The organism is Corynebacterium sp. HMSC067D03 (assembly GCF_001811185.1).
In the GTDB taxonomy this organism is placed as follows: Bacteria; Actinomycetota; Actinomycetes; order Mycobacteriales; family Mycobacteriaceae; genus Corynebacterium; species Corynebacterium coyleae.
This window is the reverse complement of the sequence record NZ_KV803811.1, coordinates 103577-127463: the sequence shown is the minus strand read 5'-3', so window position 1 is coordinate 127463 and position 23887 is coordinate 103577. Positions and strand designations below refer to the sequence as shown.

General features: G+C 63.4%; 21 protein-coding genes and 1 tRNA gene. 8 read left to right on the top strand and 14 right to left on the bottom strand.

Going from position 1 to position 23887, the window contains the following annotated elements; all coding sequences use genetic code 11:
* Positions 1-507 precede the first annotated feature (507 nt).
* From purM to HMPREF2785_RS05150, 3 genes are read right to left on the bottom strand one after another with little or no spacing between them, the layout of a single operon-like run.
* Positions 508-1575 carry a phosphoribosylformylglycinamidine cyclo-ligase gene (purM, locus tag HMPREF2785_RS05160; RefSeq protein WP_070614439.1) on the bottom strand — a complete coding sequence of 356 codons (1068 nt, stop codon included), beginning with the start codon at positions 1573-1575 and terminating at the stop codon, positions 508-510.
* A complete protein-coding gene (gene purF / locus HMPREF2785_RS05155; protein ID WP_070483393.1) occupies positions 1575-3089 on the bottom strand; it encodes an amidophosphoribosyltransferase in 1515 nt (504 codons plus the stop codon). Before purF ends, purM begins: the two co-directional genes overlap by 1 nt.
* A 15-nt stretch (positions 3090-3104) precedes the next feature.
* Positions 3105-3482, bottom strand: a complete 378-nt coding sequence (locus tag HMPREF2785_RS05150; RefSeq protein WP_070422523.1) for a sterol carrier family protein — start codon at positions 3480-3482, stop codon at positions 3105-3107.
* 24 nt (positions 3483-3506) lie between these two features.
* On the opposite strand from HMPREF2785_RS05150, the gene HMPREF2785_RS05145 reads away from it, so the two are divergent.
* Entirely contained in the window at positions 3507-4517 is a 1011-nt protein-coding gene (locus tag HMPREF2785_RS05145; RefSeq protein ID WP_070614438.1) for an acyl-CoA thioesterase, read from the top strand.
* Here the strand turns inward: HMPREF2785_RS05145 and purL are convergent.
* From purL to purS, 3 genes are read right to left on the bottom strand one after another with little or no spacing between them, the layout of a single operon-like run.
* A complete protein-coding gene (purL, locus tag HMPREF2785_RS05140; protein WP_070614437.1) occupies positions 4514-6790 on the bottom strand; it encodes a phosphoribosylformylglycinamidine synthase subunit PurL in 2277 nt (758 codons plus the stop codon). The genes HMPREF2785_RS05145 and purL overlap by 4 nt on opposite strands.
* Positions 6791-6796: 6 nt before the next feature.
* The gene (gene purQ, locus HMPREF2785_RS05135; protein WP_070422520.1) at positions 6797-7471 is read right to left on the bottom strand and encodes a phosphoribosylformylglycinamidine synthase subunit PurQ; all 675 of its coding nucleotides are present in this window, start codon (positions 7469-7471) and stop codon (positions 6797-6799) included.
* Entirely contained in the window at positions 7468-7698 is a 231-nt protein-coding gene (purS, locus tag HMPREF2785_RS05130; protein WP_070422519.1) for a phosphoribosylformylglycinamidine synthase subunit PurS, read from the bottom strand. Before purS ends, purQ begins: the two co-directional genes overlap by 4 nt.
* Positions 7699-7807: 109 nt before the next feature.
* Between purS and HMPREF2785_RS05125 the strand changes: the two genes are divergently transcribed.
* The 4 genes from HMPREF2785_RS05125 to HMPREF2785_RS05110 are packed head-to-tail and all read left to right on the top strand — an operon-like array spanning position 7808 to position 12643.
* A complete protein-coding gene (locus HMPREF2785_RS05125; protein WP_083308878.1) occupies positions 7808-10222 on the top strand; it encodes an ExeM/NucH family extracellular endonuclease in 2415 nt (804 codons plus the stop codon).
* Positions 10223-10238: 16 nt separating this feature from the next.
* A complete protein-coding gene (locus tag HMPREF2785_RS05120) occupies positions 10239-11138 on the top strand; it encodes a metal ABC transporter solute-binding protein, Zn/Mn family (protein WP_083308876.1) in 900 nt (299 codons plus the stop codon).
* A gap of 15 nt (positions 11139-11153) precedes the next feature.
* Positions 11154-11825, top strand: a complete 672-nt coding sequence (locus HMPREF2785_RS05115) for a metal ABC transporter ATP-binding protein (RefSeq protein WP_070614435.1) — start codon at positions 11154-11156, stop codon at positions 11823-11825.
* Positions 11822-12643, top strand: coding sequence for a metal ABC transporter permease (locus HMPREF2785_RS05110; RefSeq protein ID WP_070614434.1), 822 nt, complete (start codon positions 11822-11824; stop codon positions 12641-12643). Before HMPREF2785_RS05115 ends, HMPREF2785_RS05110 begins: the two co-directional genes overlap by 4 nt.
* Here the strand turns inward: HMPREF2785_RS05110 and HMPREF2785_RS05105 are convergent.
* From HMPREF2785_RS05105 to HMPREF2785_RS05095, 3 genes are read right to left on the bottom strand one after another with little or no spacing between them, the layout of a single operon-like run.
* Complete coding sequence (locus HMPREF2785_RS05105) at positions 12625-13299, bottom strand: DUF2334 domain-containing protein (RefSeq protein ID WP_070614433.1); 675 nt, start codon at positions 13297-13299, stop codon at positions 12625-12627. The two genes, HMPREF2785_RS05110 and HMPREF2785_RS05105, sit on opposite strands and share 19 nt — an antisense overlap.
* A gap of 8 nt (positions 13300-13307) precedes the next feature.
* Positions 13308-15404 (bottom strand): S9 family peptidase, encoded by a 2097-nt coding sequence (locus tag HMPREF2785_RS05100; protein ID WP_070614432.1) that lies wholly within the window; start codon positions 15402-15404, stop codon positions 13308-13310.
* An 11-nt stretch (positions 15405-15415) separates the two neighbouring features.
* Positions 15416-16312 carry a phosphoribosylaminoimidazolesuccinocarboxamide synthase gene (locus HMPREF2785_RS05095; protein WP_070614431.1) on the bottom strand — a complete coding sequence of 299 codons (897 nt, stop codon included), beginning with the start codon at positions 16310-16312 and terminating at the stop codon, positions 15416-15418.
* A gap of 19 nt (positions 16313-16331) precedes the next feature.
* On the opposite strand from HMPREF2785_RS05095, the gene HMPREF2785_RS05090 reads away from it, so the two are divergent.
* Positions 16332-16859, top strand: a complete 528-nt coding sequence (locus HMPREF2785_RS05090) for a hypothetical protein (RefSeq protein WP_141750641.1) — start codon at positions 16332-16334, stop codon at positions 16857-16859.
* On the opposite strand, the gene purB is transcribed toward HMPREF2785_RS05090, so the two are convergent.
* Both purB and purD read right to left on the bottom strand, forming a co-directional pair.
* Positions 16856-18280, bottom strand: coding sequence for an adenylosuccinate lyase (gene purB / locus HMPREF2785_RS05085; protein ID WP_256374912.1), 1425 nt, complete (start codon positions 18278-18280; stop codon positions 16856-16858). The two genes, HMPREF2785_RS05090 and purB, sit on opposite strands and share 4 nt — an antisense overlap.
* Before the next feature lie 5 nt (positions 18281-18285).
* Positions 18286-19536 (bottom strand): phosphoribosylamine--glycine ligase, encoded by a 1251-nt coding sequence (gene purD / locus HMPREF2785_RS05080; RefSeq protein ID WP_070614428.1) that lies wholly within the window; start codon positions 19534-19536, stop codon positions 18286-18288.
* 31 nt (positions 19537-19567) lie between these two features.
* On the opposite strand from purD, the gene HMPREF2785_RS05075 reads away from it, so the two are divergent.
* A complete protein-coding gene (locus HMPREF2785_RS05075) occupies positions 19568-19984 on the top strand; it encodes an HIT family protein (protein ID WP_070614427.1) in 417 nt (138 codons plus the stop codon).
* Here the strand turns inward: HMPREF2785_RS05075 and HMPREF2785_RS05070 are convergent.
* From HMPREF2785_RS05070 to HMPREF2785_RS05060, 3 genes are all read right to left on the bottom strand, one after another.
* A complete protein-coding gene (locus HMPREF2785_RS05070) occupies positions 19962-21356 on the bottom strand; it encodes a sensor histidine kinase (RefSeq protein WP_070422509.1) in 1395 nt (464 codons plus the stop codon). The two genes, HMPREF2785_RS05075 and HMPREF2785_RS05070, sit on opposite strands and share 23 nt — an antisense overlap.
* Before the next feature lie 15 nt (positions 21357-21371).
* Complete coding sequence (locus HMPREF2785_RS05065) at positions 21372-22076, bottom strand: response regulator transcription factor (protein WP_070422508.1); 705 nt, start codon at positions 22074-22076, stop codon at positions 21372-21374.
* A 165-nt stretch (positions 22077-22241) separates the two neighbouring features.
* Positions 22242-22314 (bottom strand) — tRNA-Thr (locus HMPREF2785_RS05060).
* A gap of 66 nt (positions 22315-22380) precedes the next feature.
* On the opposite strand from HMPREF2785_RS05060, the gene HMPREF2785_RS05055 reads away from it, so the two are divergent.
* A complete protein-coding gene (locus HMPREF2785_RS05055) occupies positions 22381-23829 on the top strand; it encodes a threonine/serine exporter ThrE (protein WP_244268636.1) in 1449 nt (482 codons plus the stop codon).
* The last annotated feature ends 58 nt before the right edge of the window (positions 23830-23887 follow it).

Sequence of the window (23887 nt, the reverse complement as noted above, 5' to 3'; positions counted from 1 at the left end):
ATGCATAGTATGCGGTTTAAGGGTGTTTTCAGGCGAAACCCGCCTGTTTGAATCGCGACCTGCGGAAATGCCGGAACACCACCCGAAAACGTCCTAGAAATGGTCGGAAAGATTGTTCAACGACCGTGGAAACGGCCTGAAATGGTCGTAACGTGCGGATTGTTCAGCAATCCACACCACCGCCCTACCCCCGCAAATTACCCCCGTTTTAGGAGCAGGCACGCAACAACAGCGCTCAAGACACGAAAACAGGGTGTTTCACGCCCGTCTGCGCCGCCACAACGACCATCGTCTAGCTCCCCGAAACGCCAACCAGACGATCAGCTCCATAGTGACAATGACCCTCAACACCACCTGGGGGTTTGGAGCCGTCGAAACGAGACCGTCTAGCAACATCACGAGACCAGCTAGACGACCAGCAAAAGACACCGCGCCCTAAAAGCAGAAACGGGCTGATACGAGAACGAATCCTCGTATCAGCCCGAAAACAGGCCTAGCGATCGCGCTTTAGTACTGCGGGTGGGAGCCTGTCAGCACGGCGCGTTTCTCGGCGCCTTCGCTGGCGGCGCGGACCTCGCCGAGCACCCACGCATCCACGTGACGGGCGGCCAGGATGGCCAGGGCGCGATCGCGGTCTTCCTCGGCAACGACGGCAGTCATGCCGACGCCCATGTTGAAGGTCTTCTCCATCTCCTCGTCCGGGACCTGGCCGACGGACTTGATGGTGCGGAAGATCGGACCTGGGGTCCAGGTGTTGCGGTGCATCTCTGCGACAAGGCCCTCAGGAATGATGCGTTCCATGTTGCCTGCCAGGCCACCGCCGGTGACGTGGCAGAACGTGCGGACCTCGCACTCGGCGGCCAGTTCTAGGCAGTCGAGTGCGTAGATGCGGGTTGGCTCGAGAAGTTCCTCGCCGAGCGTGCGGCCCAGCTCTTCCATCTCGGCGTCCAGGGGCAGGCCGGCGCGCTCGAGAAGCACGTGGCGGGCCAGGGAGTAGCCGTTGGAGTGCAGGCCAGACGATGCCATACCGATGATGATGTCGCCCTCGCGGACCTTTTCAGGACCAAGCAGTTCCGAGGCCTCAACGACACCGACTGCGGTTGCGGAGACGTCGTAGTCGTCCGGCTCCATCACGCCGGGGTGTTCAGCGGTCTCGCCACCGAGCAGCGCACAACCTGCCTGGACGCATCCCTCGGCGATGCCGCCGACGATTTCGGCGACCTTCTCCGGCACGACCTTGCCAATAGCGATGTAGTCCTGCAGGAACAGCGGCTCGGCACCACAGACGACAAGATCGTCTACGCACATTGCGACGAGGTCGATACCGATGGTGTCGTGCTTGTCCATCGCCTGCGCAATGGCCAGCTTGGTGCCCACGCCGTCAGAGCCTGCTGCCAGCAGTGGCTCCTTGTACTTGCCCAGCGCGAACAGGCCGGCAAAGCCGCCGAGGCTGCCACGAACCTCAGGACGGGTGGCGCGCTTGGCGTGCGGGGCGAACAGTTCGACGGCCTTATCGCCGGCCTCGATGGATACGCCGGCGGCCTCGTAGGAAACTGGGGTCTGCTCAGTGGTCATTAGGCTTCAGCACCTTTCTGGATGCGTCGGACAAGGTCGGCGTTGGGGTTACCGTCGGGCAGCCCCAGGGGGTAGTTGCCTGTAAAGCAGGCGGCACAAAGGTTGTCTTCGTGTTGGTTCGTGGAGGCGATCATGTCGTCGATAGGCACGAACGCGAGCGAGTCCGCCCCGATCATGGTGCGGATCGACTCCGCGATCGCCTCATCGGAATCAGTACGGCCGTGGTTGGCGATGAGTTCGCCGGGGCTTGCGAAATCGATGCCGTAGAAGCACGGCCACTTCACCGGCGGCGACGCGATACGCACGTGCACCTCGGCGGCGCCGGCTTCGCGCAGCATGCGGATGAGTTTGCGCTGGGTGTTGCCGCGCACGATGGAGTCGTCGACAACGATGAGCTTCTTGCCCTCGATGACTTCGCGCACCGGGTTCAGCTTCAGGCGCAGGCCCAGCTGACGCAGGGTGTCCGACGGCTGAATGAAGGTGCGGCCGACATAGGCGTTCTTCATCAGGCCCTGCTTGAACGGGATGCCGGACTCTTCCGCGTAGCCGATGGCGGCGGGGGTGCCGGATTCGGGCACCGGCATTACCAGGTCGCCGTCCACCGGGGTGACGCGGGCGAGACGGCGGCCGATCTCGATGCGCGACAGGTTGACGGTCTGGCCGTCGATGATGGAGTCGGGGCGGGCGACGTAGACGTACTCGAACACGCAGTGCGCCTTCGGGGTCTCGGCGAAGCGTTCGGAGTGGACGCCCGCGTTATCAATCGCCACAAGCTCGCCCGGCTCGATATCGCGCACGAACGAGGCGCCGACGATGTCCAACGCACACGTCTCGGAGGCGATCACCCAACCGCCGTCGAGGCGGCCCAGCGACAGCGGGCGCACGCCGTGCGGGTCGCGCGCGGCGTAGAGGGTCTGGCCGTCGGTGACCATGAAGCAGAATGCGCCTTCGACGCGTGGGAGGAGTTCCCGTGCGGCGTCGAGAAGCGTCTTGTCCTCAGTGACCAGATCCGCCAGCAACGCAGACACCACAGCGGTGTCTGAGGACGAGCCCTGTCCATCCACGCCCGACGCCGGGATGAGCTTGCGCTCGATCGCTTCTTCTTCGAGTTCCTTGAAGTTCACCAGGTTGCCGTTGTGCGCCAACGCAATGTCGGTGCCATTGGGCGAGGTGCGGAACATCGGCTGGACGTTTTCCCAGGAGTTCCCGCCAGCTGTGGAGTAGCGGGTGTGGCCGATCGCCACATCGCCCTGCAACGCCTCCAGGACAGGTTCGTCAAAGACCTGGCTGACCAGGCCGGTGTCTTTAAACACCACGACGTTGTCCTTGTCGCCTACGGCAATGCCGGCACCTTCCTGGCCGCGGTGCTGCAGCGCGAACAAGCCGAAATAGGTCAGCTTGGACACGTCCTCGCCCGGTGCCCAGACACCGAACACGCCACATTCGTCGCGTGGTTCGTCGTTGTTCTCGAAGTTGGTCTTCCCCGTGGGGCTCTTCGTATGCACGACAAACACTGTATCCGAGGAATGTCAGCGGAGGGCAATTACTGGAAGACCCGCCGCGATCTCGCCTGCACGCGATCCGGAAGCATCCACGTTGCCCTGCGCGAGTTCTTCCTCGAAGGTGGTTAAACCGGTGGCCAGTCGCATCCAGGTGCGGGGATCCATCTCCACCACGTTTGGCGGCGTGCCGCGGGTGTGGCGTGGGCCTTCGACGCATTGCACGGCCACAAATGGGGGCACGCGCAGTTCCACGGAGTGGCCGGGGAGTTCTTCGGCGAGGGTGCGCGCGGTTCGTCGACAAGCATTTGCAATCTCGCTTCTCGACGACTCCTCGTCCCCCTCAATCCATGCTTTGACCGCATCGACGGCCTGGCGTGTCAGTATCGGGTCCTGCTTTTGCACCATGTGGACCCATATTAAGGTGTCGGCATGCCCAATTCCCATGTAGTTGCTACCGAACGCTCCCCTCGCGTCACCCTGCGGTTTATGGCCTCCCCCACCGATGTGCTCCACTACGGCGCACAGGGTGTCTCCGGTGGTCGCGTGCTGGAGTGGATCGATAAGGCCGCCTACGCGTGCGCCGCCCAGTGGTCCGCCACCTACTGTGTGACCGCGTATGTGGGCCACATTCACTTCACCCGCCCGATCCCTTCGGGCCACATTGTGGAGGTGCGCTCGCGCATCGCCATGACGGGCCGTTCCTCGATGCACATTGTCAACGAGGTGCTTTCCGCCGACCCGCGCGAGGGCGTGTTCACCCGCGCCTGCGACTGCCTGGTCATTTTCGTGGCAAAGGATCCGGACACGGGCAAGTCCATGCCTGTGCCGACATTCGTTCCGACCAACGCCGAGGAGCGCCGCGTGGCCGAAGCAGCAAAGTCGCGCATCGACCTGCGCAAGGCCATTGAGGCGGAGATGGAGTCGCAGACATACACCGACGACTCCACGGCGCAGCGCATCGTGCACCGCTTCATGGCGAAACCAACCGATGTGAACTGGGGCGGCAACGTCCACGGTGGCACCGCCATGGAATGGATCGATGAGGCCGGCACGGCCTGCACCATGGAATGGTCCGGGGAGCGCACCGTCGCCGTCTACGCGGGTGGTATTCGCTTCTACCACCCGGTGCACATCGGCGACCTGATTGAGGTGGATGCGCGCATCACCCGTACGGACGCGCGTTCCATTCACACCTCAGTGCACCTGCGCGCGGGCGACCCGCGTGGTGGCCGCGACAACTTGAAGGATGCGATCCACGCGACGTTTACCTACATCGGCATGGATATCGACGGCACCCCGCTGCCGGCACGCAAGTTCACGCCGGTAACGGATGAGGACAAGCGCCTCTGGGATCACACGCAGACGCTGAAAGACCTGCGCGCGCAATATGAGCCGGTGCCCATTGTGGAACAGGCACCGGCTATGCAGCGGACGGACTAGACGGCCGCGTTCGGCGCGGTTGCGGCTGCGAAGTGCGACGGCATGGTCGCAGCCCATGCATCGGCAAGCTCCTGCACGGAGATTTCTTCGCCGGCGACGCGCAGGACACCGTCCTGAGCCGTGTCGCCAAGCGCTGCGACCGGGATGCCGGCCGCGGTAGCACGCTCGACCGCTGCTTCTGCGCGGTCGCGGGAGACTGCTACGAGCACGCGGGATGCGGACTCGGAGAACAGCGCGGTAAACGCGTCCTCGTGGACGCCTTCGAGGTTCAACTCAGCGCCCTTCTTGGAGCCGAGCAGCATCTCGAACACAGCCTGGGACAGGCCGCCCTCGGACAGGTCGTGTGCTGCTGCTACACCGGCTGCGTTACCACCGAGGAACTGTGCGAGGCGCTCCTCGTTAGCAAGGTCCACCTGCGGCGGAAGGCCCGACAGGCCAGCGCCGGAGATGTCCTGCCACACGGAACCGCCGAACTCGTCCTTGGTTTCGCCGAGCAGGACCAGGGTGTAGTCCTCCTCATCTGCGGGCAGGGCGTGCGGGATTGCCTGGGCAACGTCCTCGATGACACCGAGCACACCAACAACCGGGGTCGGCAGGATCGGGGTCTCGCCGGTCTGGTTGTAGAAGGAGACGTTGCCGCCGGAGACCGGGATTTCCAGTTCGGCGGAGCCGTCTGCCAGGCCGTGGACTGCTTCGCGGAACTGCCACATCACGTCCGGGTTTTCCGGGGAGCCGAAGTTCAGGCAGTTGGTTACCGCAAACGGGGTGGCGCCGGTGACGGCGACGTTGCGGTAGGCCTCTGCCAGCGCCAGGCGTGCGCCCATATTCGGGTCCAGGTAGGTGTAGCGCCCCGACGCGTCGGCGGAGACGGCAACGCCGCGGTTGGTCTCTTCGTTGATGCGCAGCACACCGGAATTGGCGTACTTGGCCTGCACTGTGTTGCCGCGCACGTAGCGGTCGTACTGCTCGGTGATGAAGTCACGCGAGCACAGTGCCGGGGAGGCAACCATCTTCAGCCAGGCATCCTTGATGTCCGCCTGCTTATCGACGACACCACCGCCCTGCACCTCATCCAGCCACGCCGGACGAGCGTACGGGCGCTCGTAGACCGGGCCTTCGTCGATCGTTGACGGCGGTGCGTCCACCACGAGTTCACCGTTGTGGAACACCTGGAGGCGGTCCTTGTCGGAGGTGACCTCGCCGATGACGGAGGCCAGCACGTCCCACTTGGCGCAGATCTCCATGAACTTGTCCACGTCCTCCGGCGCCACGACGGCGCACATGCGCTCCTGGGATTCGGAGGCGAGGATCTCTGCTGCCGACATGTTTTCGGCGCGCAGCGGCACGTTGTCCAGGTTGACGGTCATGCCGCCGTCGCCGGATGCAGCCAGCTCGGAGGTGGCACACGACAGGCCACCGCCGCCGAGGTCCTGAATGCCCTCGACCACGCCAGCTGCGTAGAGCTCGAGGCAGCACTCGATGAGCACCTTCTCCGCGAACGGGTCGCCCACCTGGACTGCTGGGAGCTTGCGCTCTTCGCCTTCTTCGAAGGTGGCGGAGCCCAGCACGGACACGCCGCCGATGCCGTCGAGGCCGGTGCGGGAGCCGAACAGGATGACCTTGTTGCCGGTGCCGGATGCGAACGCGAGGTGGAGGTCTTCCACCTTGAGGGTGCCCACGCACAGGGCGTTGACCAGCGGGTTACCGGCGTATGCGGCGTCAAAGACAGTCTCGCCGCCAATGTTTGGCAGGCCAAGGCAGTTGCCGTAGCCGCCGATGCCGTGGACCACACCCGGCAGGACACGCTTGGTGTCGTCAGCATCAAGCGGGCCGAAGCGAAGCTGATCCATCACAGCGATCGGGCGGGCACCCATGGCCATGATGTCGCGGACGATGCCGCCGATACCGGTGGCCGCACCCTGGTAGGGCTCGACGAAGGACGGGTGGTTGTGGCTTTCCACACGGAAGGTCACCGCGTCGCCGTCTCCGATGTCCACCACACCAGCGTTCTCACCGATGCCGGCGAGGATCTTCTTTTCCATCTCCTCGGTCATGGTCTGACCGAAGTAACGCAGGTGGGTCTTGGAGGACTTGTAGGAGCAGTGCTCCGACCACATCACGGAGTAGAGCGTGAGCTCCGCGTCCGTCGGGCGGCGGCCCAGGATTGCCTTGATCTTCGCGTACTCGTCATCCTGCAACCCGAGTTCCGCGTACGGCTGCTCAAGGTCGGGGGTGTCGACGGCGTTTTCAACGGTGTCGTTGTGCACAGTCATGGTCTTTTACGCTCCGATCTTCGAAATCGCGTCGATGGCGGAAGTGAACAGGCCCAACCCGTCAGTGGACGGCCCGGTGAGCGTCTCAATCGCGTGCTCCGGGTGCGGCATGAGCCCCACAACGCGGCCGGTTTCGTTGGTCACGCCGGCGATTGCGTTGATGGAGCCGTTGAAGTTGTCGGTGTAGCGGAAGACCACGCGGCCTTCCTTCTCCAGCGCCTCGATGGTTTCCGGGGACGCCTGGAAGCGGCCTTCGCCGTGCTTGGCAGGCACGTAGATGCGCTCGCCCAACTGGCTGGTCCATGCGGTGTCGTTGTTGGCTACTTCAAGGTAGGTGTCCACGCAGTGGAAGTTCAGGCCCTGGTTGCGGGTCAGCGCGCCAGGCAGCAGGCCGGCTTCGGTGAGGATCTGGAAGCCGTTGCAGATGCCAAGGACCGGCATGCCCTTCTTCGCGGCCTCCACAACAGCGCCCATCATCGGGGCCTGCGCGGCGATCGCGCCGGAGCGCAGGTAGTCGCCGTAGGAGAAGCCGCCCGGGACGACAACGGCGTCGACGCCAGTCAGGTCGTTGTCGGCGTGCCAGAGTTGCTTCGGCTCGGCACCGGCGAGGCGGACGGCGCGCAGCGCGTCAACGTCGTCGAGGGTGCCGGGAAAAGTAATGACTCCGATAGTTGCGCTCATCGCACAACCTCGAAGTCTTCAATCACAGTGTTAGTCAGCAGGGTTTCCGCCATGCGCTGCAGTTCGGCGTCGGTGACGGAGTCGTCCACCTCGATCTCGAATCGCTTGCCTTGGCGGACGTCGCTCACCCCCTCAACACCGATGCGACCCAGTGCGCGCAGCACCGCCTGACCCTGGGGGTCAAGAATTTCGGCCTTGGGCATGACATTGACGACGACTCGTGCCATGAGAATCCTTCACATTTCGGGAGGTTGATCGACCTTTGCGGTACGGCAGCGAGTATATCGGACGGACAGACGCGTCCAGCAATATCGGATGACCGGCTACGTTAAGGGAATGTTTCGGGCTCGTCTGCTGTGGTTGGTGCTGGTGTCGTCGATAAGCATTGCGCTTGCACCGCTCGCTGAGGCAGCGACGCCGGGGGTGGTGATCAACGAGGTCTACGGTGGCGGCAGCAATGCGCAGGCGCTACTGAACGCGGACTTTGTGGAACTGTTCAACCCCACCGGTCAGGACGTTTCAATCGACGGCTGGGAGCTGGAGCAGTTTTCCGCCAAGGGCAACTCCGGCACGGTGGTTGAGTTGTTCGGGGTGGTGCCGGCGGGTGGGTATTACCTGATCAGCGGGGTTTCCGGCGAGACGGGAGCCGATCTGCCGTCACCGGACCGTGAGGCCGCGTTTAACTTTTCTGCCACGAGTGCGGTTGCGGTGCTGCGCAACGCGGACGGCGAGGTAGACCGTGTGGCTTGGGGTGATACGCCACCCGATCTCGCGGAGGGCACACCCGCCGAGAAGACGACGAACCAACTGTCCATCCAGCGCGTCACCGATGGCGCGGATACCGACAACAACGCCGCCGATTTCCGCGCGGGTGCCCCCACTCCGCGCAATTCTGGGATCGCGCAAGCAGATCCGCGGGTGTTGACCATCGCGGAGATCCAAGGCACCGGTGCGGTCTCCCCGGTTGAGGGCACGACCGTCATCACCACCGGCGTAGTCACGGCAGTCTACGACGAGGGCGGCAAGCGCGGCTTCTTCATGCAGACGGGCGGATCCGGCCAGCCGAAGCAGCCGGGGGACGCCTCGGACGGCATTTTCGTGTTCGTGGGCAAGCAGGGCCGCTATCCCGCCCACGGCGATTCGGTGCGAGTGGAAGGCACGGCGAAGGAGTTCTACGGCCAGACCCAGATTTCAGCGAGCAGCATCTCGCTTCTCGACGACCCCCTGCCCGCCCCAACGCCCATCCCCCTCGATGCCCTACCGGCGGGCGACGCGGCCCGCGAGCCCTACGAGGGCATGCTGGTCAGGCCCGGCGCCTACACCGTGACCGGCAATGACAACCTCAGCCAGTACGGCACCGTGGGCCTGGCGCCGGGCGCCGAGCCCCATTTCTGGCCCACGGAGAAGACCCGCCCCGACGCCAATCAGGTCGCTGAGATGAACGCGCAGCAGGCGGCGGAGTTCGTCAACCTCGACGACGGACGCACCCGCAACTACGCCAAAGAACCCGACGTGCCACTGCCGTACATTTCCCCCACGAGGTCCATCCGCACATTCGACACCGTGGCCTTCCAACAAGATGTGGTGGTGGGCTACAACAACGGGGATTGGACGTTCCAGCCGTTGCGCCCAATCACCGGTCAAACCCGCGCCGAAGATCTGCCGATCACCTGGGACGATTCCCGCGCAGGCATCATCGATGCGCCAGCGAAGGTACGCGGGGACTTGTCCATCGGGTTTTTCAACGTGATGAATTACTTCACCCACTTCCCCGACATCGACCCGGAGACCGGCTGCACGAACTGCCACCTGTTCCGCGGCGCGCACAACGCCGAGGCATTCGCGTTCCAAGAAGCGAAGCTGGTCGCGGCGATCAACCGGCTCGACACCGCGATCCTCGGCCTGTCGGAGGTGGAGAACACCGCCCGCACCACAGGCGATGCCGCCCGGCGCGACGAGACGCTGCAGCACTTGGTCGATGCGCTCAATGCTGCGGCGGGGGAGGATCGGTGGGCGGTGGTGTCGTCGCCAAGCGAGCTTGGCACTCGCGAAGACGCGATCCGCGTGGCGTTTATTTACCAGCCGGCGAAGGTGCGTCCGGTTGGGCAGTCGCGCATTTTCGACGACTCCACGTTCACCGGCATCGCCCGCCAGCCGCTCGCCCAGGAGTTCGCGCCTGCCGCCGGCGGTGACCACATTGTTGCGGTGGTGAACCACTTCAAGTCCAAGGGCACGGTCTCGCGTAACGACGACGCCACCGCCGACGGCCAAGGCAACAACGCCCGCCTCCGCGTCGACATGTCGCATGCGTTGCTTGAACATCTGGCGCAACAGGACGACTGGCGCGACCTGCCCACGTTCCTCATTGGCGACTTCAACGCCTACTCCCAAGAAGACGCGATCGCCGTGCTCAACGACGCCGGCTACGCCACGATCCCGCAGGAACGCCCGTCGTATCAGTACGACAACAAGGTAGGCTCACTCGACCACGTGCTGGCCAACGATGCCGCGATGGACCTCGTGAAAGATTCCCTGGTGTGGGCGATCAACAGCGACGAACCGCTCATCGACGAGCCCGGGACCCCATTCCGGTCCTCCGATCACAATCCGGTGAAGGTGGGTTTCGACGCCACCAGCTCACAGTCGTTGTCGTACCTCCGCGCCGGGTGGATTGTGGGCGCGGTGTTGTTGATGGCACTGCTCGCAGCACTGGTTCTTCGTCCGAAACAGATTGAAAACAGTTTCCAATAGTGATTGAATACCGCGTATGCACAATCGTTTTCAGGCCAAGACCCTTGCCACGCTGGCTGCACTCACTCTTGCAGGCACCGCGCTGACCGCATGCTCTACGGAGTCCGAAGACGCGGCCGAAGGTTCCGGCATCATCGCCACCACCGAGGTGTGGGCAGATGTTGCCGCCGCCGTGACCGGGGAGGACGTGGATGCGATCATCACCGGCGACGCTGTAGACCCGCACCACTTCGAGCCGTCCGCCAAGGACCTGTCTCGTATCAAGGAGGCGGCGACGGTCGTCGCTAATGGTGGCGCCTACGACGCGGCCTTGTACACCGTCGCGGAGCAGGACCGCATCGTGCACGCCATCCCGCTGCTCGACCACGCAGAGCACGAGCACGCCCACAGCGATCACCTGCCGGAGTCCCTCGACGAGTTGGAGCACGCCTGGTTCGCACCGTCAAAGGTCCGCGAGGTAGCCGATGCGGTGGCGCAGCGTACCGGTGGGGATGCTGGGGTCGTCGATACGCGAATTGCTGCAATCGAGGAGAAGCTCGCTTCCGTGCCGCACGTGCACATCGGCATGACCGAGCCGATCGCCGCCGGGCTTGTATGGGGCACTGAACTGCACGACATCACCCCGGAGGAGTACGTCAAGGCCAGCCTGAACCACCAGGAGCCGTCTGCGGCTGCAGTGTCGGCGTTTTTGAACCAGATCAAACAGGGCGACATTGACATGCTTTTCGTCAACCCACAGAGCACCAACAGCGCCACCGAACGGTTGGCCGCTGTCGCGCAGATGAAAAATGTCCCCATTGTTGAGATTCGGGAAACTTCCCCGGCAGGCGAGAACTTCCTCGACTACTTTGAGAAGATCGTGGACCAAATCGTGGAGATCGCCAACAACGCCGAGCCGAGCTTCCACCACCATTAGTCAGGACATACACATTTGATTGCTGAGCTACGCGGCGCCGCCGTCGACCCGTTGTGGTCGGGCCTCGACCTGACCATTGAACGCAGCGAATTCATCGCGGTGCTCGGCCCCAATGGGGTGGGCAAATCCACCCTGTTGGGCACGTTCATGGGAACCCGCCGCCTCACGCACGGCTCGGCGGAAGTGCACGGCCGCATCGGGTTTATCCCGCAGCAACACATGTTCCCCAAAGACCTCCCCGTTCGCGGGCGTGACCTGGTCAAACTTGCAATGGGGAAACGTACAAAACCAGAAGACGTCGAGGCGCAGCTTGCCTCCGTCGGCGCGCAATCGTTTGCCGACCGCCGCGTCGGCATCCTCTCCGGTGGGCAGCAACAGCTCATCCGCCAAGCACAAGCCTTCGCGCAGGATCCGGAGCTTGTGCTTGCCGACGAACCCCTGCTCTCCCTCGACCCCGCCCGCGCACGCGACACCGTCACGCGACTGGCAGAGCACCCCGCTGCTGTGGTGTGCGTGACGCACTCCATCAACCCGGTGCTCGACGTGGTGGACCGAGTGCTCTACATCGGACCTGAGGGCCACGTCATCGGCCCCGTGGCCGAGGTGATGCGCTCGGAGGTGCTTAGCGAGCTCTACGGCACACGAGTAGACGTTGTGGAAGTCGACGGACGGATGATGGTCCTGTGAGCACGTTTATCGCCGATACCTCGTACCTGCTTGGCCAGGACTTCGTCCAGACCACGCTCATCGCGTGTGCGTTTCTGGGCATCCTGTCAGGCGTGATGGCGCCACTGATCGTGCTGCGCCAGATGTCGTTTTCGGTCCACGCCACCTCTGAGCTAGCGCTCATGGGCGCGTCCGCCGCGCTGTTGTTCGGCCTCAACGTCGGATTCGGCGCGGTCGCGGGTGCGATCGTGGCGGCGCTGGTACTCGCTGCGCTGGGGCTGAAAGGCCAGCAAGATTCCGCCGTGGGCGTGGCGATGAGTTTCGGCATGGCCCTATCCGTGCTGTTTATCCACCTCTACCCCGGCAACTCCAACCGTGCGCTGGCACTTCTGACGGGCCAGATCGTGGGTGTGTCCGCCCAGAACGTGATGCTGCTGGCGGGAACCACGGTGCTGGTCGCCGTCGCGGTTGTCGTGTTGTGGCGCCCGTTGCTGTTCGCCTCCGCGGATCCGGTGATGGCAGCCGCGTGCGGTGTCCCGGTACGCACGATGGCGCTGGTGTTCGCGGTGCTGGTCGGCATCGCTTCCGCACAGTCGGTGCAGATCGTCGGCGCACTGCTGGTCATGTCGATGCTGATCACGCCCGGCGCGGCCGCCGCCCAAGTCACCGCGAACCCGGTGCGTGCCGTGTGGCTGTCAATCCTGTTCGCCGAGGTTTCCGCGATCGGCGGCATGGTGCTCTCGCTCGCCCCTGGTGTGCCGGTGAGCGTGTTCGTGGCGTTTATCTCCTTCGGCATCTACCTTCTGTGCCGGGTGGTCGCCTACCTGAAGGCGCGGTAGTCGGCAGGTTTTGCGCCAGCCTCGATGGCCGCAGCCGCCGCGGCGAGGAAGTCGCGACGCACCTTCTTCTGCCCCAACTCACGCCCGGACACGGATAGGCGGATCGTGTTGCCTTTCTCCGCGCCGCGCCCGGCGGCCTTGATCACGTTTCGGCGCCACCATTTCGCCGCACCGTAGCCCTCACCCACCGACAGGTTGCGGGCCTGAGCAAACTCTCCGCGAGTCAGCCGGTAGATCCCCTTCGTCGACGCCGCGACCACAAACCCGAACTCCCCCATCACCTCAAGCGTGCCCTCGGACATGCGCCAACGCGGCGGGGCAAACATGTCCAGGTCGAAGCCCAGCGCGGCCATCTGACGGGTCGCCCCCTTTAAGCGCAGCCGTGCTTCGTGGGCACCGAGGGTGGCAAACTCGCTGCGCCTACCCTGCACCGGCTGGTCGAACCCGTTGAGCAGCAGCGCGCGATCATCGCGCTGCTCTGCAAGCCAACCCCTGGTGGTGGTGTCTTTGGCCAGGTGCCAGGTGGCGTCGATATGCGGCGCCACAAGCAGCGACACCGGCACGCGTTCCTTATCCAGGTCGCGCACCATGCTTGTCACGTCGTCCAAGGTGGCGTCGAAGATGGACGAGATAGAGACAAGCAGGCTGCCGGGCATAGCCGGGATTATCGCACAGGTTCGTCGACTGCGCCCGACTTCACCAACGTCCACGCGTACTCAAACGCGGTCTGCTTCCACTTGGCGTACCGGCCCGATACGCCGCCGTGGCCTGCGGACATTTCGGTCTTGAGCAGGATCTCGCCACCGGTGGCTACCTCGCGCAGTTTTGCCACCCACTTCGCGGGCTCCACGTAGAGCACACGGGTGTCGTTCAGGCTGGTAATCGCCAGAATGTCCGGGTACTTCTGCGCCTTGACGTTCTCGTACGGGGCGTATGTAGCCATGTAGTCGTAGACGGTGACGTCGTGGTACGGGTCGCCCCATTCCTCCCACTCGCCGACGGTCAGCGGCAGTTCGGGTTTCAGGATGGAGGTCAGCGGGTCCACGAACGGCACGATCGCCTGGATGGCGGCGAACTTCTCCGGGGCCATGTTCGCCACCGCACCCATGAGCAGGCCACCTGCGGAACCGCCTTCGGCGACCATCTGCTCGTGCGTGGTCAGCCCCTCGGCCACTACGGCGTCGGCACACGCGATGAAGTCGGTGAACGTGTTCACCTTGTGCAGCATCTTGCCGTTGTCGTACCAGCCGCGGCCCATCTCACCGCCGCCGCGCACGTGGGCGCACGCCCAGATCATGCCGCGATCCAGCAGCGACAGCCTCGCTACAGAGAAGCCCGGGTCCATCGACGCCTCATACGAGCCGTAGCCGTACAGCAAAAGCGGTGCAGGGCCTGTGACACCCTTGCGACGCACCACGGATACCGGCACCTTCGCGCCATCCTTCGCGGTGGCCCACACGCGGAAGGCCTCGTAGTCGTCGGCGTTGTAGCCGCCTTCGACTTCCTGTTCCTTCAGCAGCGTCATCTCACCGGTCGCCACCTCATAATCAACGACCTGCGACGGCTGCGTGTACGAGGAGTACACGATGCGCACCACCGGCGCATCCCACTCCGGGTTGCCGGATAGCCCAACGTTGTACAGCTCCTCAGAGAACTCAAGCTCGGTGAACTCGCCGAAGCCATTGCTTAGCGACGACACCGCCAACCGCGGAATCCCTCCCCGGCGATACCCCATGAACATGAAGTCGCGGTACGTATCGATGCCCTCGATACGCATCGAATCTGAGTGCTCCACCAGCACGTCCAAATCGCGCAGGGCCGGCAACTCACCGACCGGCGTGGTGGCCACACAGAAGTTCGGCCCGTGGGCGTTGTGGGTGATCACCCACTGCTCTTTACCGTCCACCACGCAGTAGTCCGGGTGGTACTCAATGCCGGACTCGCGCGGCCACAGCACCTCGAACTCACCGGTCGGATTGTCCAAATCCAGCACCCGGTACTCGGAGGTCAGCGAAGAGGACGTCACAATCATGAGGAACCGCTCGGCGCGGTCCGCCCCCACACCGACGCCGAATTTCTCGTCCGTCTCTTCGTAGATCAGCACGTCGTCCTCGGCCGGGGTGCCCACCTTGTGGCGCCAGACCTGGTGGGGGCGCCAAGCGTCGTCCACACGCACGTAGAACAGGTACTCTTCGCCGGCCCAGGTGGCGCCGTAGAAGATGTTGTCGAGGCGGTCGTCGAGAAGCTCGCCCGTCTCAAGGTTCTTGATGCGCAGCGTGAAGCGCTCGTCGCCTTCAGTGTCGTAGGAGTAGGCCAACAGACGACCGGTCGTGGCCACCGACGAGGCACCCAGCGAGAAGAAATCGTGGCCTTCTGCCAGTTCGTTGATGTCCAGCAGGACCTGCTCGTCCGCCATGTGGTCGTTGACCTCGGGCGGTGTCCACGGCTCGTCACGCGTCGGCACACGGCAGGAAATGCCGTAGTTTTTGCCCTCAATGGTGCGGCCGTAGTACCACCAGTCGCCCTGGCGCTGCGGCACGGACATGTCCGTTTCCTTGATGCGGGACTTGATCTCGGCGTAGATGTCGTCGACAAGACCCGTCCAAGCGGCAGTCTTCGACTCCGTATAGGCGTTTTCCGCCTCGAGGTAACTGATTACCTCGGGGCTGTCCTTGTCCCGCAGCCACTCGTAGTCGTCGACAAAGTCGCGGCCGTGGAACGATCGTGTAATCGGGTGCTTCGCAGCTTTCGGAGCAGTCATACCCGGAGAGCCTACGCGTGCTCCCCCGGCCACTCAGAGAAGCGTCGGCCACTGAGGCGCTCGTAGGCCTCGATGTAACGGTCGCGGGTGGCCTCCACCACGGATCCGGGCAGTTCAGGCGGCTGCACACCATCGGCTGGGTCCCAACCGGACTTCGAGCTTGTCAGCCAGTTGCGCACGTACTGCTTGTCAAAGCTCGGCTGGACCACGCCCTCTTCGTAGCTGTCGGCTGGCCAGTAGCGGGAAGAATCCGGGGTGAGGACTTCGTCGGCAAGCACAAGCTCACCGTTTTCGTCCAAACCGAACTCAAACTTGGTGTCCGCGAGGATGATGCCCTTGGTCTCCGCGTACTCGGCGGCACGGGTGTAGACATCCAGCGTTGCCGCACGCAGGCGCTCAGCCAGACCAGAACCAACCTTGTTGGCCACGAACTCGAAGGTGACGTTCTCGTCGTGATCCCCCTGCTCCGCCTTAGTCGCCGGGGTGAAAATCGGCTCAGGCAACTTCGATGCCTCAGTTAGGCCCTCCGGCAGTTTCACGCCACAGACGCGGCCAGTGGCGTCGTATTCCTTCTTGCCAGAGCCGGTGAGGTAACCACGCGCAACGCACTCGAAGGGCACCATGTCGAGCTTCTTGACCACCATGGCGCGACCGAGGACCTCTTCGGGAATGCGCTCGTCGTCAATCGGCCCCGCAAGATGGTTGGGGACATCGCCGAGCAGGTCGAAGAAGAACATCGACGTTGCGGTGAGGATACGCCCCTTGTCCGGAATGGCCGGCTCGAGCGAGAAATCGAACGCCGAAATACGGTCGGATGCCACCATCAGCAGCGTGTTGTCATCGACTTCGTAAATTTCGCGGACCTTGCCGCCGGCGAGATGGGCATAATCAGAAAGCTCTGGACGCATGCGCGTTAGTATATTCCCCGTGATCAAACGCGCGACTGCAGTCCTACTCCCCCTCGTTTTGGCTGCGTGCGGCACCCCTTCGGAGTTCGCTGGCAACATGCCAGCGTTTGAACCAACCCGCGACGGCACCACATTGTCGTTCGGCGACACCGCCCGCGTGGTCACCGAGGATGTGAGCTTCCACGTCCCCGTGCAGTGGGACATCACCGTCGATGCCCCCAAAACGCGGCGCGCTCCACGCAGCGCCGAGCAGGCAAACATGCTCGTGTGCTTCCCAGTCACGTTCACCCCGGTTGCGGTGGGTGAGTTCCCCGTGGACGTCACCGTCACGCTGCCGAAGCTCACGCCTATCGACGACACCCTCACCGCCAACACCGCCAACCCCGAATACTGCGGCGAAAGCACCCTCACCGGCTACACCCCGGACCTCACCGGGCCCCAGCACGGCTTCGTCGCCTCCTGGTCCGGCACCGCAGACCGGGGTGTAGTAGGCACCGGCGTCGAGGTCAGCACCCGCGACGCCACTGTGACCTTTACTTCCCCCTAGAGGATCTCGCCCGGGGTGTAGTTCGCAGCCTCCGGGTGCGCATCCACAACCTCTTGCACGCGTGCAAGCACACGATCCACCTGCGCCTCGGCAGCGCCGATGAACGCGTGGCGGTCCTCCAACGCTTCGTCCAGTGCTGCCTTGTCCAACGGAAGGCGCTCGTCGTTAGCCAAGCGCTCCACCAGGTTCTGCTCTGCGCCGCGCTCGCGCATGTCCAGCGCCATAGCGACGGCGTTTTCCTTGATCACCTCGTGTGCGGTCTCACGGCCGACGCCGGCGCGCACCGACGCCATGAGGATGCGGGTGGTGGCAAGGAATGGCAGGTAGCGGTCCAGCTCGCGGTTGATCATGGCCGGGAACGCGCCGAACTCGTCGAGCACGGTCAGCATGGTTTCCAGCTGGCCGTCAATGGCGAAGAACGCGTCCGGCAGCGCCACGCGACGCACCACGGAGCAGAACACGTCGCCCTCGTTCCACTGCTGGCCAGCAAGGTCGCCAACCATGGTGAGGTAGCCACGCAGGATGACCTGGAAGCCGCCGACGCGCTCGCAGGAGCGTGCGTTCATCTTGTGCGGCATCGCCGAGGAACCAACCTGGCCTTCCTTGAAGCCCTCCGTGACCGTCTCGTTGCCGGCCATGAGGCGGATCGTGGTGGCCAGCGACGACGGGCCTGCACCCAACTGCACCAGCGAGGACACCACGTCGAAGTCGAGCGAGCGCGGGTACACCTGGCCCACCGAGTCAAAGACGCGGTCGAAGCCGAGGCCTTCGGCGATGCCCTGCTCGAGCTGTGCCAGCTTGGCCTCGTCGCCACCCATGAGATCCAGCATGTCCTGCGCGGTACCCATCGGGCCCTTGATGCCGCGAAGTGGGAGCCGATCCAGCAGTTCCTCAATGCGTTCGATGGCCACCAGGATCTCATCGGCAGCAGAGGCGAAACGCTTGCCCAGCGTGGTGGCCTGCGCCGCAACATTGTGGGAGCGTCCAGCCATGACCAGGGACTTGTACTCGCCAGCGCGGTTGCCCACCGCCTTGAGCAGCGCGACTGCCTTGTCGCGGGTCAGTTCCAGCGCCTTGCGCACCTGGAGCTGCTCCACATTTTCGGTCAGGTCGCGCGAGGTCATCCCCTTGTGGATCTCCTCGTGGCCCGCCAGCGCATTGAACTCCTCAATGCGTGCCTTCACGTCGTGGCGAGTGACCTTCTCGCGCTGCGCGATCGAGTCCAGGTCGACCTTGTCGATGACCTTCTCGTAGTCCTCGATAGCGCCCTCGGCGACCTCGACACCGAGTTCCTTTTGGGCCTTGAGCACTGCGATCCACAGTTGGCGCTCAAGGATGATCTTGTGCTCCGGAGCCCACAGGGTGGCCATCTCCGGGGAGGCGTAACGGTTGCTCAGAACATTGGAATTATTCGGTTTCACGGCATTTATCCTAGGGAAATAGCGCCTTCGATGGCGGGGCGGGCGATGTCTTTGCGGTAGAAGGATCCGGGCAGTTCGATGCCCTCAATGATGCGGTACGCGTTGTCCACGGCCTCCTTGAGCGTTGCGCCATTGCCGACGACGCCAAGCACACGGCCACCAGACGCCACATAATTGCCGTCCCCTTCCTTGGTGCCTGCGTGGAGGACCTTCGTCGGGTCATCGAGTGCGTCGCCGGTGATCACACCACCGGTCTTTGCGGCCTGCGGGTAGCCCTCGGCAGCCAGCACGACCATGGCAGCGAACCCCTCACGCCACTGCAGCGGCTCGATCTCACTCAAGCGACCTTGTGCGACAGCCAGCAGCACGTCCGCCAGCGGGGTCTCCAACAACGACAGCACAGCCTGGGTTTCCGGGTCGCCGAAGCGGGCGTTGAACTCCACAACCGCCGGGCCTTCCGGGCCCCACGCGGCACCGATGTAGAGCAGGCCCTGGTACGGAATGCCACGGTTGACCATTTCGGTGGCCACCGGGCGGGCGATGTCGTCGACAAGCACCTGCACCCCGTTCTCCGGCAACCACGGCAGCGGCGCGTACGCACCCATGCCACCGGTGTTCGGGCCTTCGTCGTTGTCGTAGGCCCGCTTGTGATCCTGAGCGGGCAACAGCGGCACAACCGTCTCACCGTCGACGAGGCAGAACAGCGACACCTCCGGGCCTTCAAGGAAGGACTCGAACAGCACTGGGTTTCCAGCCTCAATGACAGCCTCTGCGTGCGCCTTGGCTTCGGCGCGGTCCTCGGTGACCACAACACCCTTACCGCCGGCAAGGCCGTCGTCCTTGACCACGTAGCGCGGCCCGTACTCGTCTAACACGGACTCGATACCATCTGCCGATTCCACGCGGGTCGCCGTCGCCGTCTTCACACCAGCCGCCGCCATGACCTCCTTGGCAAACGCCTTCGAGCCCTCAAGCTGCGCGGCCGCCTTCGTTGGTCCGAAGACGGGGAAGCCGGCGTCGATCAGCGCGTCGGCTGCACCCGCAACCAACGGCACCTCAGGTCCGATGACCACGAGTTCCGCGTCGATCTCACGGGCGAGCGACACAATATCTACTGGGGACGACACGTCGAGCGGACGCACCGTGGCCAGGCGGGACATACCCGCGTTACCCGGCGCGACAGTGAGCTCATTGCCGTGCATTGCATGGAGAAGGGCGTGTTCCCGGCCGCCCGAACCGATGACAAGGATGCGCATGCGATCCAACTTACCGGTAGCGTCGGAGACTATGAGCACTGTATTCAGCAAAATTATTGCAGGCGACATCCCGGGCCGAATTGTGTACCAGGACGACAAGGTCGCAGCATTCCTCACCATCGAACCGGTCGCGTACGGCCACACGCTGGTCGTTCCCATCGAAGAGATTGACAAGTGGACCGACATCCCGGCGGACCTGTGGGCGCACATGAATGAGGTGGCGCAGAAGGTCGGACGGGTTGTCGTCGATAAGTTTGATGCGCAGCGCGCGGGCTACCTCATCGCAGGATTCGAGGTCCCCCACGCCCACATCCACGTCTTCCCCGCCAACGACATGTCCGGCTACTCGCTGGCCAGCGCAATGCGTGCCGACGAAACCGACGCCGCCAAGATGGACGCCGCCGCCGACACCATCCGCGAAGGCATTAAGCAGCTGGAAGCGAAATAGTAAACGTCGAGCCCTCGCCCGGCGCCGTATCGACAACCACGGTGCCGCCGTGGGCCTCGATCAGCGATTTGGTAATCGCCAGCCCCAGACCCGAGCCACCGCCCGAGCTGCGGTTGCGCGACGCATCCGCGCGGTAGAAGCGCTCGAAAATATGCTCGGCGTCCTTCTGTTCCATGCCGCAGCCATTATCCGCAATGTCGAGGACCACACGGTCCAGGTTGTGCCGGATCGTGATGGTCACCTCTGCATCCGGACCCGCGTGCTTAAAGGCGTTAGTGACCAAGTTGACCACTACCTGGCGCAGCCGGCCGGGATCCCCCACCACGACAGGGACGTCTGGGGTGTCCTTGACCACGTCCACCACCCGCTCTGGGTAGGCGGCGTGCATCGAGTCCTTCACCGAAAGCGCAAGCTCGAGCACATCCACCTCCTGCTTCTCCAGGCGGGAACCCTCCGCACGGGTTAGCGCCAGCAGGTCCTCGACGAGCAGCTGCATACGCGCGGACTCTTCATCGATCTTGCTCAGCACCATTTGCGGGTCATCCACCATGCCCTTGCGGTACAGCTCGGTGTATCCGCGCACGCTGGTGAGCGGTGTACGCAGTTCGTGTGAAGCATCGCCAACGAAGCGGCGCATCTGCTCTTCCTGCGTTTTCGCATTTTCCAGCGATTCTTGCAAGCGGCTCACCATGGTGTTCATGGCAAACGACAGACTGCCCACTTCTGTCTCACGTGGCCAAGCGGGCACTCGCCTGTCGGTATCGCCTCCGGCGATCGCCAGAGCGGTGTTTTCCACAATCTTTAACGGAGCCAACGCACGTGCCACGAAGTAGTTACTTGCAATGCCAATGCCGACGAGCACCAGAGCCCCAACCAGCGCCTCAATCTGTGCCAGGGAGCGCAACATCCGGTACTCCGACTCCAGCGACTTCGCCACATACTGCACGGAACCGTCGGACTGCTCCGTGGCAATGGCACGCCAGCGCTTCACAGTCGTCGTATTTGGGTCGCTGAGATCAGAAGTGATCGTGACCAACTGTCCGAAGTCAGTCGTTTTGATCTGGCTCCAATCTGGCGAGTTGACCTCCCCCGGGCGCGACACCATCACGCCCCGGTCCGGGTACAGCCTGGATTGGGTGAACTCACTCGGCAGGTTCCAAGGGTTGAACTGCCACACCGGCCCCTGGTGCGCCCACGTATCCAAGCCTTCCCGCAGCTGGTCGTCTGCACGGTCCAGCAGCAGGTTGCGCATGAGGAAGTAGATCAGCACGGAACTCAGTGTCGTACCGATCACGGAGATGACCATCACGGTGGTGACAAGTTGCCGCTTCAGTGGCTTCTTTGTCGGCCCCGTAAATAAGGAATACGCCATAACGTTGCGAAAGGCCTACTGGCGTGGGGTGCGCAGCACGTAACCGACACCACGGACCGTGTGGATCAGCGGCACATCGCCCGTGTCTACCTTGCGGCGCAGGTAGGAAATGTAGGACTCGACCACGTTGCCGTCGCCGCCGAAGTCGTAGTGCCACACGTTGTCCAGGATCTTCGCCTTGGACACGACCACCTCAGCGTTGAGCATCAGGTAGCGCAGCAGGTTGAACTCCGTCGGGGAGAGCTCGACGATCTCGCCGGCTTTGGTGACCTCGTGGGTGTCGTCGTTAAGCGTCAAGTCCGCATAACGCAAGGTGGAATCCTGGTTCGAATCGTCCACCACGTTGCCGCGCCGCAGGATCACACGCAGGCGCGTGATCACCTCTTCGAGCGAGAACGGCTTGGTCACGTAATCATCCGCGCCAATGGTCAGGCCGTGGATACGGTCCTCCACGGCATCCTTTGCTGTCAGGAACAGCACCGGACTGTCAAGTCCTTCTGCTCGTAGCTTGCTGAGCAGCTCAAAGCCGTCCATCTCCGGCATCATCACGTCCAGGATGTACGCATCCGGGCGGGAGGTGCGCGCCAGCTCGAGGGCTTCCGCACCAGAGTTGGCGGTCTCCACATCAAAACCCTGGAACTTCAGAGACACCGTCAACAGTTCGACGATGTTCGGCTCGTCATCAACAACCAGCACTTTGAGGTTCTGCGAGTCAGCCATGGTTTGTGTTCTCCTTAATTTTTGCGGCAATCATGCACTTGCCACGATTAAACAACACAACGCTGTACGTCGCCTGTGTACTTGCTGCCCAAGGTTGAGCAAGTCGATCTTTGTTCGCCAAAGAAAATGCCCCCTCGCCGATACGTATCGACGAGGGGACCCACGAGCTGGAGACGAGACTTGAACTCGCAACCTACGCATTACAAGTGCGTTGCGCTACCGATTGCGCCACTCCAGCAACGCGCTAGATCTTACACATAGCCCGTGGTCGCGCGAAAACCGCCAAGCCGATAGTGTGGCCTGTGTGGAAAAGAGATTGTGGGGAAAGCTCAGAGGTTCGCGCCAACGCTTAGCGACGATCGACGCTGCCCGCACCTCTCCTCCCCCATCCGTCCTCGCCCCGATCAACCTGACCGATCCGACAGAGGTCGCCGCGGTGATGAACATCGCCGCCCGCATCGGCGAGATCCTCATCGCAAACGCCACTACATCCGCGGATGCGATCAAGCAGATCCACACCGTGTGTTCGTCGTACGGCCTGCACTACGTGCACGTATCCATCACGGTGAACACGATTACGTTGAACACCATCATCGGCGTGGACCATCGCACCCCGGTCACCGTGTTCCGCGTGGTCACCATGATCAGCGAGAACTACCACAAACTGCAGGAAGTGGACCGCCTGATCCGCTCGATCCGCTCAGGTGCAACACCGCCTGAGATGGCGGAGAAGATTCTCGACGAGATCGACAACGCCCCCATCCCTTACCGCAACACCCGCAACTTGGCCGGCTGGACTGTGATGGGTTTCTTCGTCGCCATGCTGCTCGGCGGCGATTTGCTGCTCATGTTCTTCGGCGGCCTGACCGCGTTTCTCATCATGGGCTTTTCCAAGTTGCTCTCCCGTGGCGGGTTGCCCGGGTTTTTTCACAATGTGATTGGTGGGTTCGTCGCCACGCTGCCCGCTGCAATCGCCTATGACTTTTCCGCCTCGATCGGGCACACGATCAACCCCAGTCAGCTGATCGCAACAGGCATCATCGTCCTGCTTGCAGGTTTGACGCTGGTGCAATCGCTTCTCGACGGCGTCACCGGCTCCATGGTCAACGCCTCCGCCCGCTTCTTCCAAGCCATGTTGGGCACCGGCGGCATCGTCGCAGGCGTCGCCGCTGGCGTGCAGGTTTCCGAGCTGGTCGGGATGCCACTGCCACCAGTCGAGGTGCTCCCAGCTGATGCGGCGTACAACAACGTGTGGCTGACCACCTTCGGTGGTGCGATGGCGGCCGCTGCCTTTGCGGTGTGTTGCTTTGCGGAACGAGCCGCTGTGCTGCTGTCCTTCGTCACCGCAGCGACAGGTTCATTCATCTTCTACATCGTGCTCACTCCGCTCGGCGCTGGCCGACTGTTGGCTATCGCGGCGTGTGCGGTCGCCGTCGGCTTGGCCGGCGGTCTCATTTCCCGTCGCTTCCTGATCAACCCGGTGATCACTGCTGTCGCCGGCGTGACCCCGTTCCTGCCCGGTTCGTGGATCTACCGCGGCATGTACGCACTGATGAACGAGCAGCTCCTGCTCGGCATGATGAACCTACTGACCGCGATCGGCACCTGCCTCGCCCTAGCCGGCGGTGTGGTGTTCGGCGAGTGGCTGGCCCGCCGCATCCGTGCCCCACAGCTCTACGTGCCGTACGAGGCGTTTAGGCGCGCTGGCCGGCTGACTTTCCAGCAGATTCGTCGGGTACGGCGCCGTCGTTAAGCAGGTGGCGTAGAATGATGGGGCTTTAGCTGTCGTTCTTGCAAGGAGGAACCCCCAA

Coding starts and splice junctions, on each gene's coding strand:
- purD (WP_070614428.1), bottom strand. CDS start 19,536: ATGCGCATCCTTGTCATCGGTTCGGGCGGCCGGGAACACGCCCTTCTC.
- HMPREF2785_RS05125 (WP_083308878.1), top strand. CDS start 7,808: ATGTTTCGGGCTCGTCTGCTGTGGTTGGTGCTGGTGTCGTCGATAAGC.
- HMPREF2785_RS05105 (WP_070614433.1), bottom strand. CDS start 13,299: ATGCCCGGCAGCCTGCTTGTCTCTATCTCGTCCATCTTCGACGCCACC.
- purQ (WP_070422520.1), bottom strand. CDS start 7,471: ATGAGCGCAACTATCGGAGTCATTACTTTTCCCGGCACCCTCGACGAC.
- purL (WP_070614437.1), bottom strand. CDS start 6,790: ATGACTGTGCACAACGACACCGTTGAAAACGCCGTCGACACCCCCGAC.
- HMPREF2785_RS05095 (WP_070614431.1), bottom strand. CDS start 16,312: ATGCGTCCAGAGCTTTCTGATTATGCCCATCTCGCCGGCGGCAAGGTC.
- HMPREF2785_RS05120 (WP_083308876.1), top strand. CDS start 10,239: ATGCACAATCGTTTTCAGGCCAAGACCCTTGCCACGCTGGCTGCACTC.
- HMPREF2785_RS05075 (WP_070614427.1), top strand. CDS start 19,568: ATGAGCACTGTATTCAGCAAAATTATTGCAGGCGACATCCCGGGCCGA.
- HMPREF2785_RS05065 (WP_070422508.1), bottom strand. CDS start 22,076: ATGGCTGACTCGCAGAACCTCAAAGTGCTGGTTGTTGATGACGAGCCG.
- HMPREF2785_RS05150 (WP_070422523.1), bottom strand. CDS start 3,482: ATGGTGCAAAAGCAGGACCCGATACTGACACGCCAGGCCGTCGATGCG.
- HMPREF2785_RS05070 (WP_070422509.1), bottom strand. CDS start 21,356: ATGGCGTATTCCTTATTTACGGGGCCGACAAAGAAGCCACTGAAGCGG.
- purS (WP_070422519.1), bottom strand. CDS start 7,698: ATGGCACGAGTCGTCGTCAATGTCATGCCCAAGGCCGAAATTCTTGAC.
- purM (WP_070614439.1), bottom strand. CDS start 1,575: ATGACCACTGAGCAGACCCCAGTTTCCTACGAGGCCGCCGGCGTATCC.
- HMPREF2785_RS05100 (WP_070614432.1), bottom strand. CDS start 15,404: ATGACTGCTCCGAAAGCTGCGAAGCACCCGATTACACGATCGTTCCAC.
- HMPREF2785_RS05145 (WP_070614438.1), top strand. CDS start 3,507: ATGCCCAATTCCCATGTAGTTGCTACCGAACGCTCCCCTCGCGTCACC.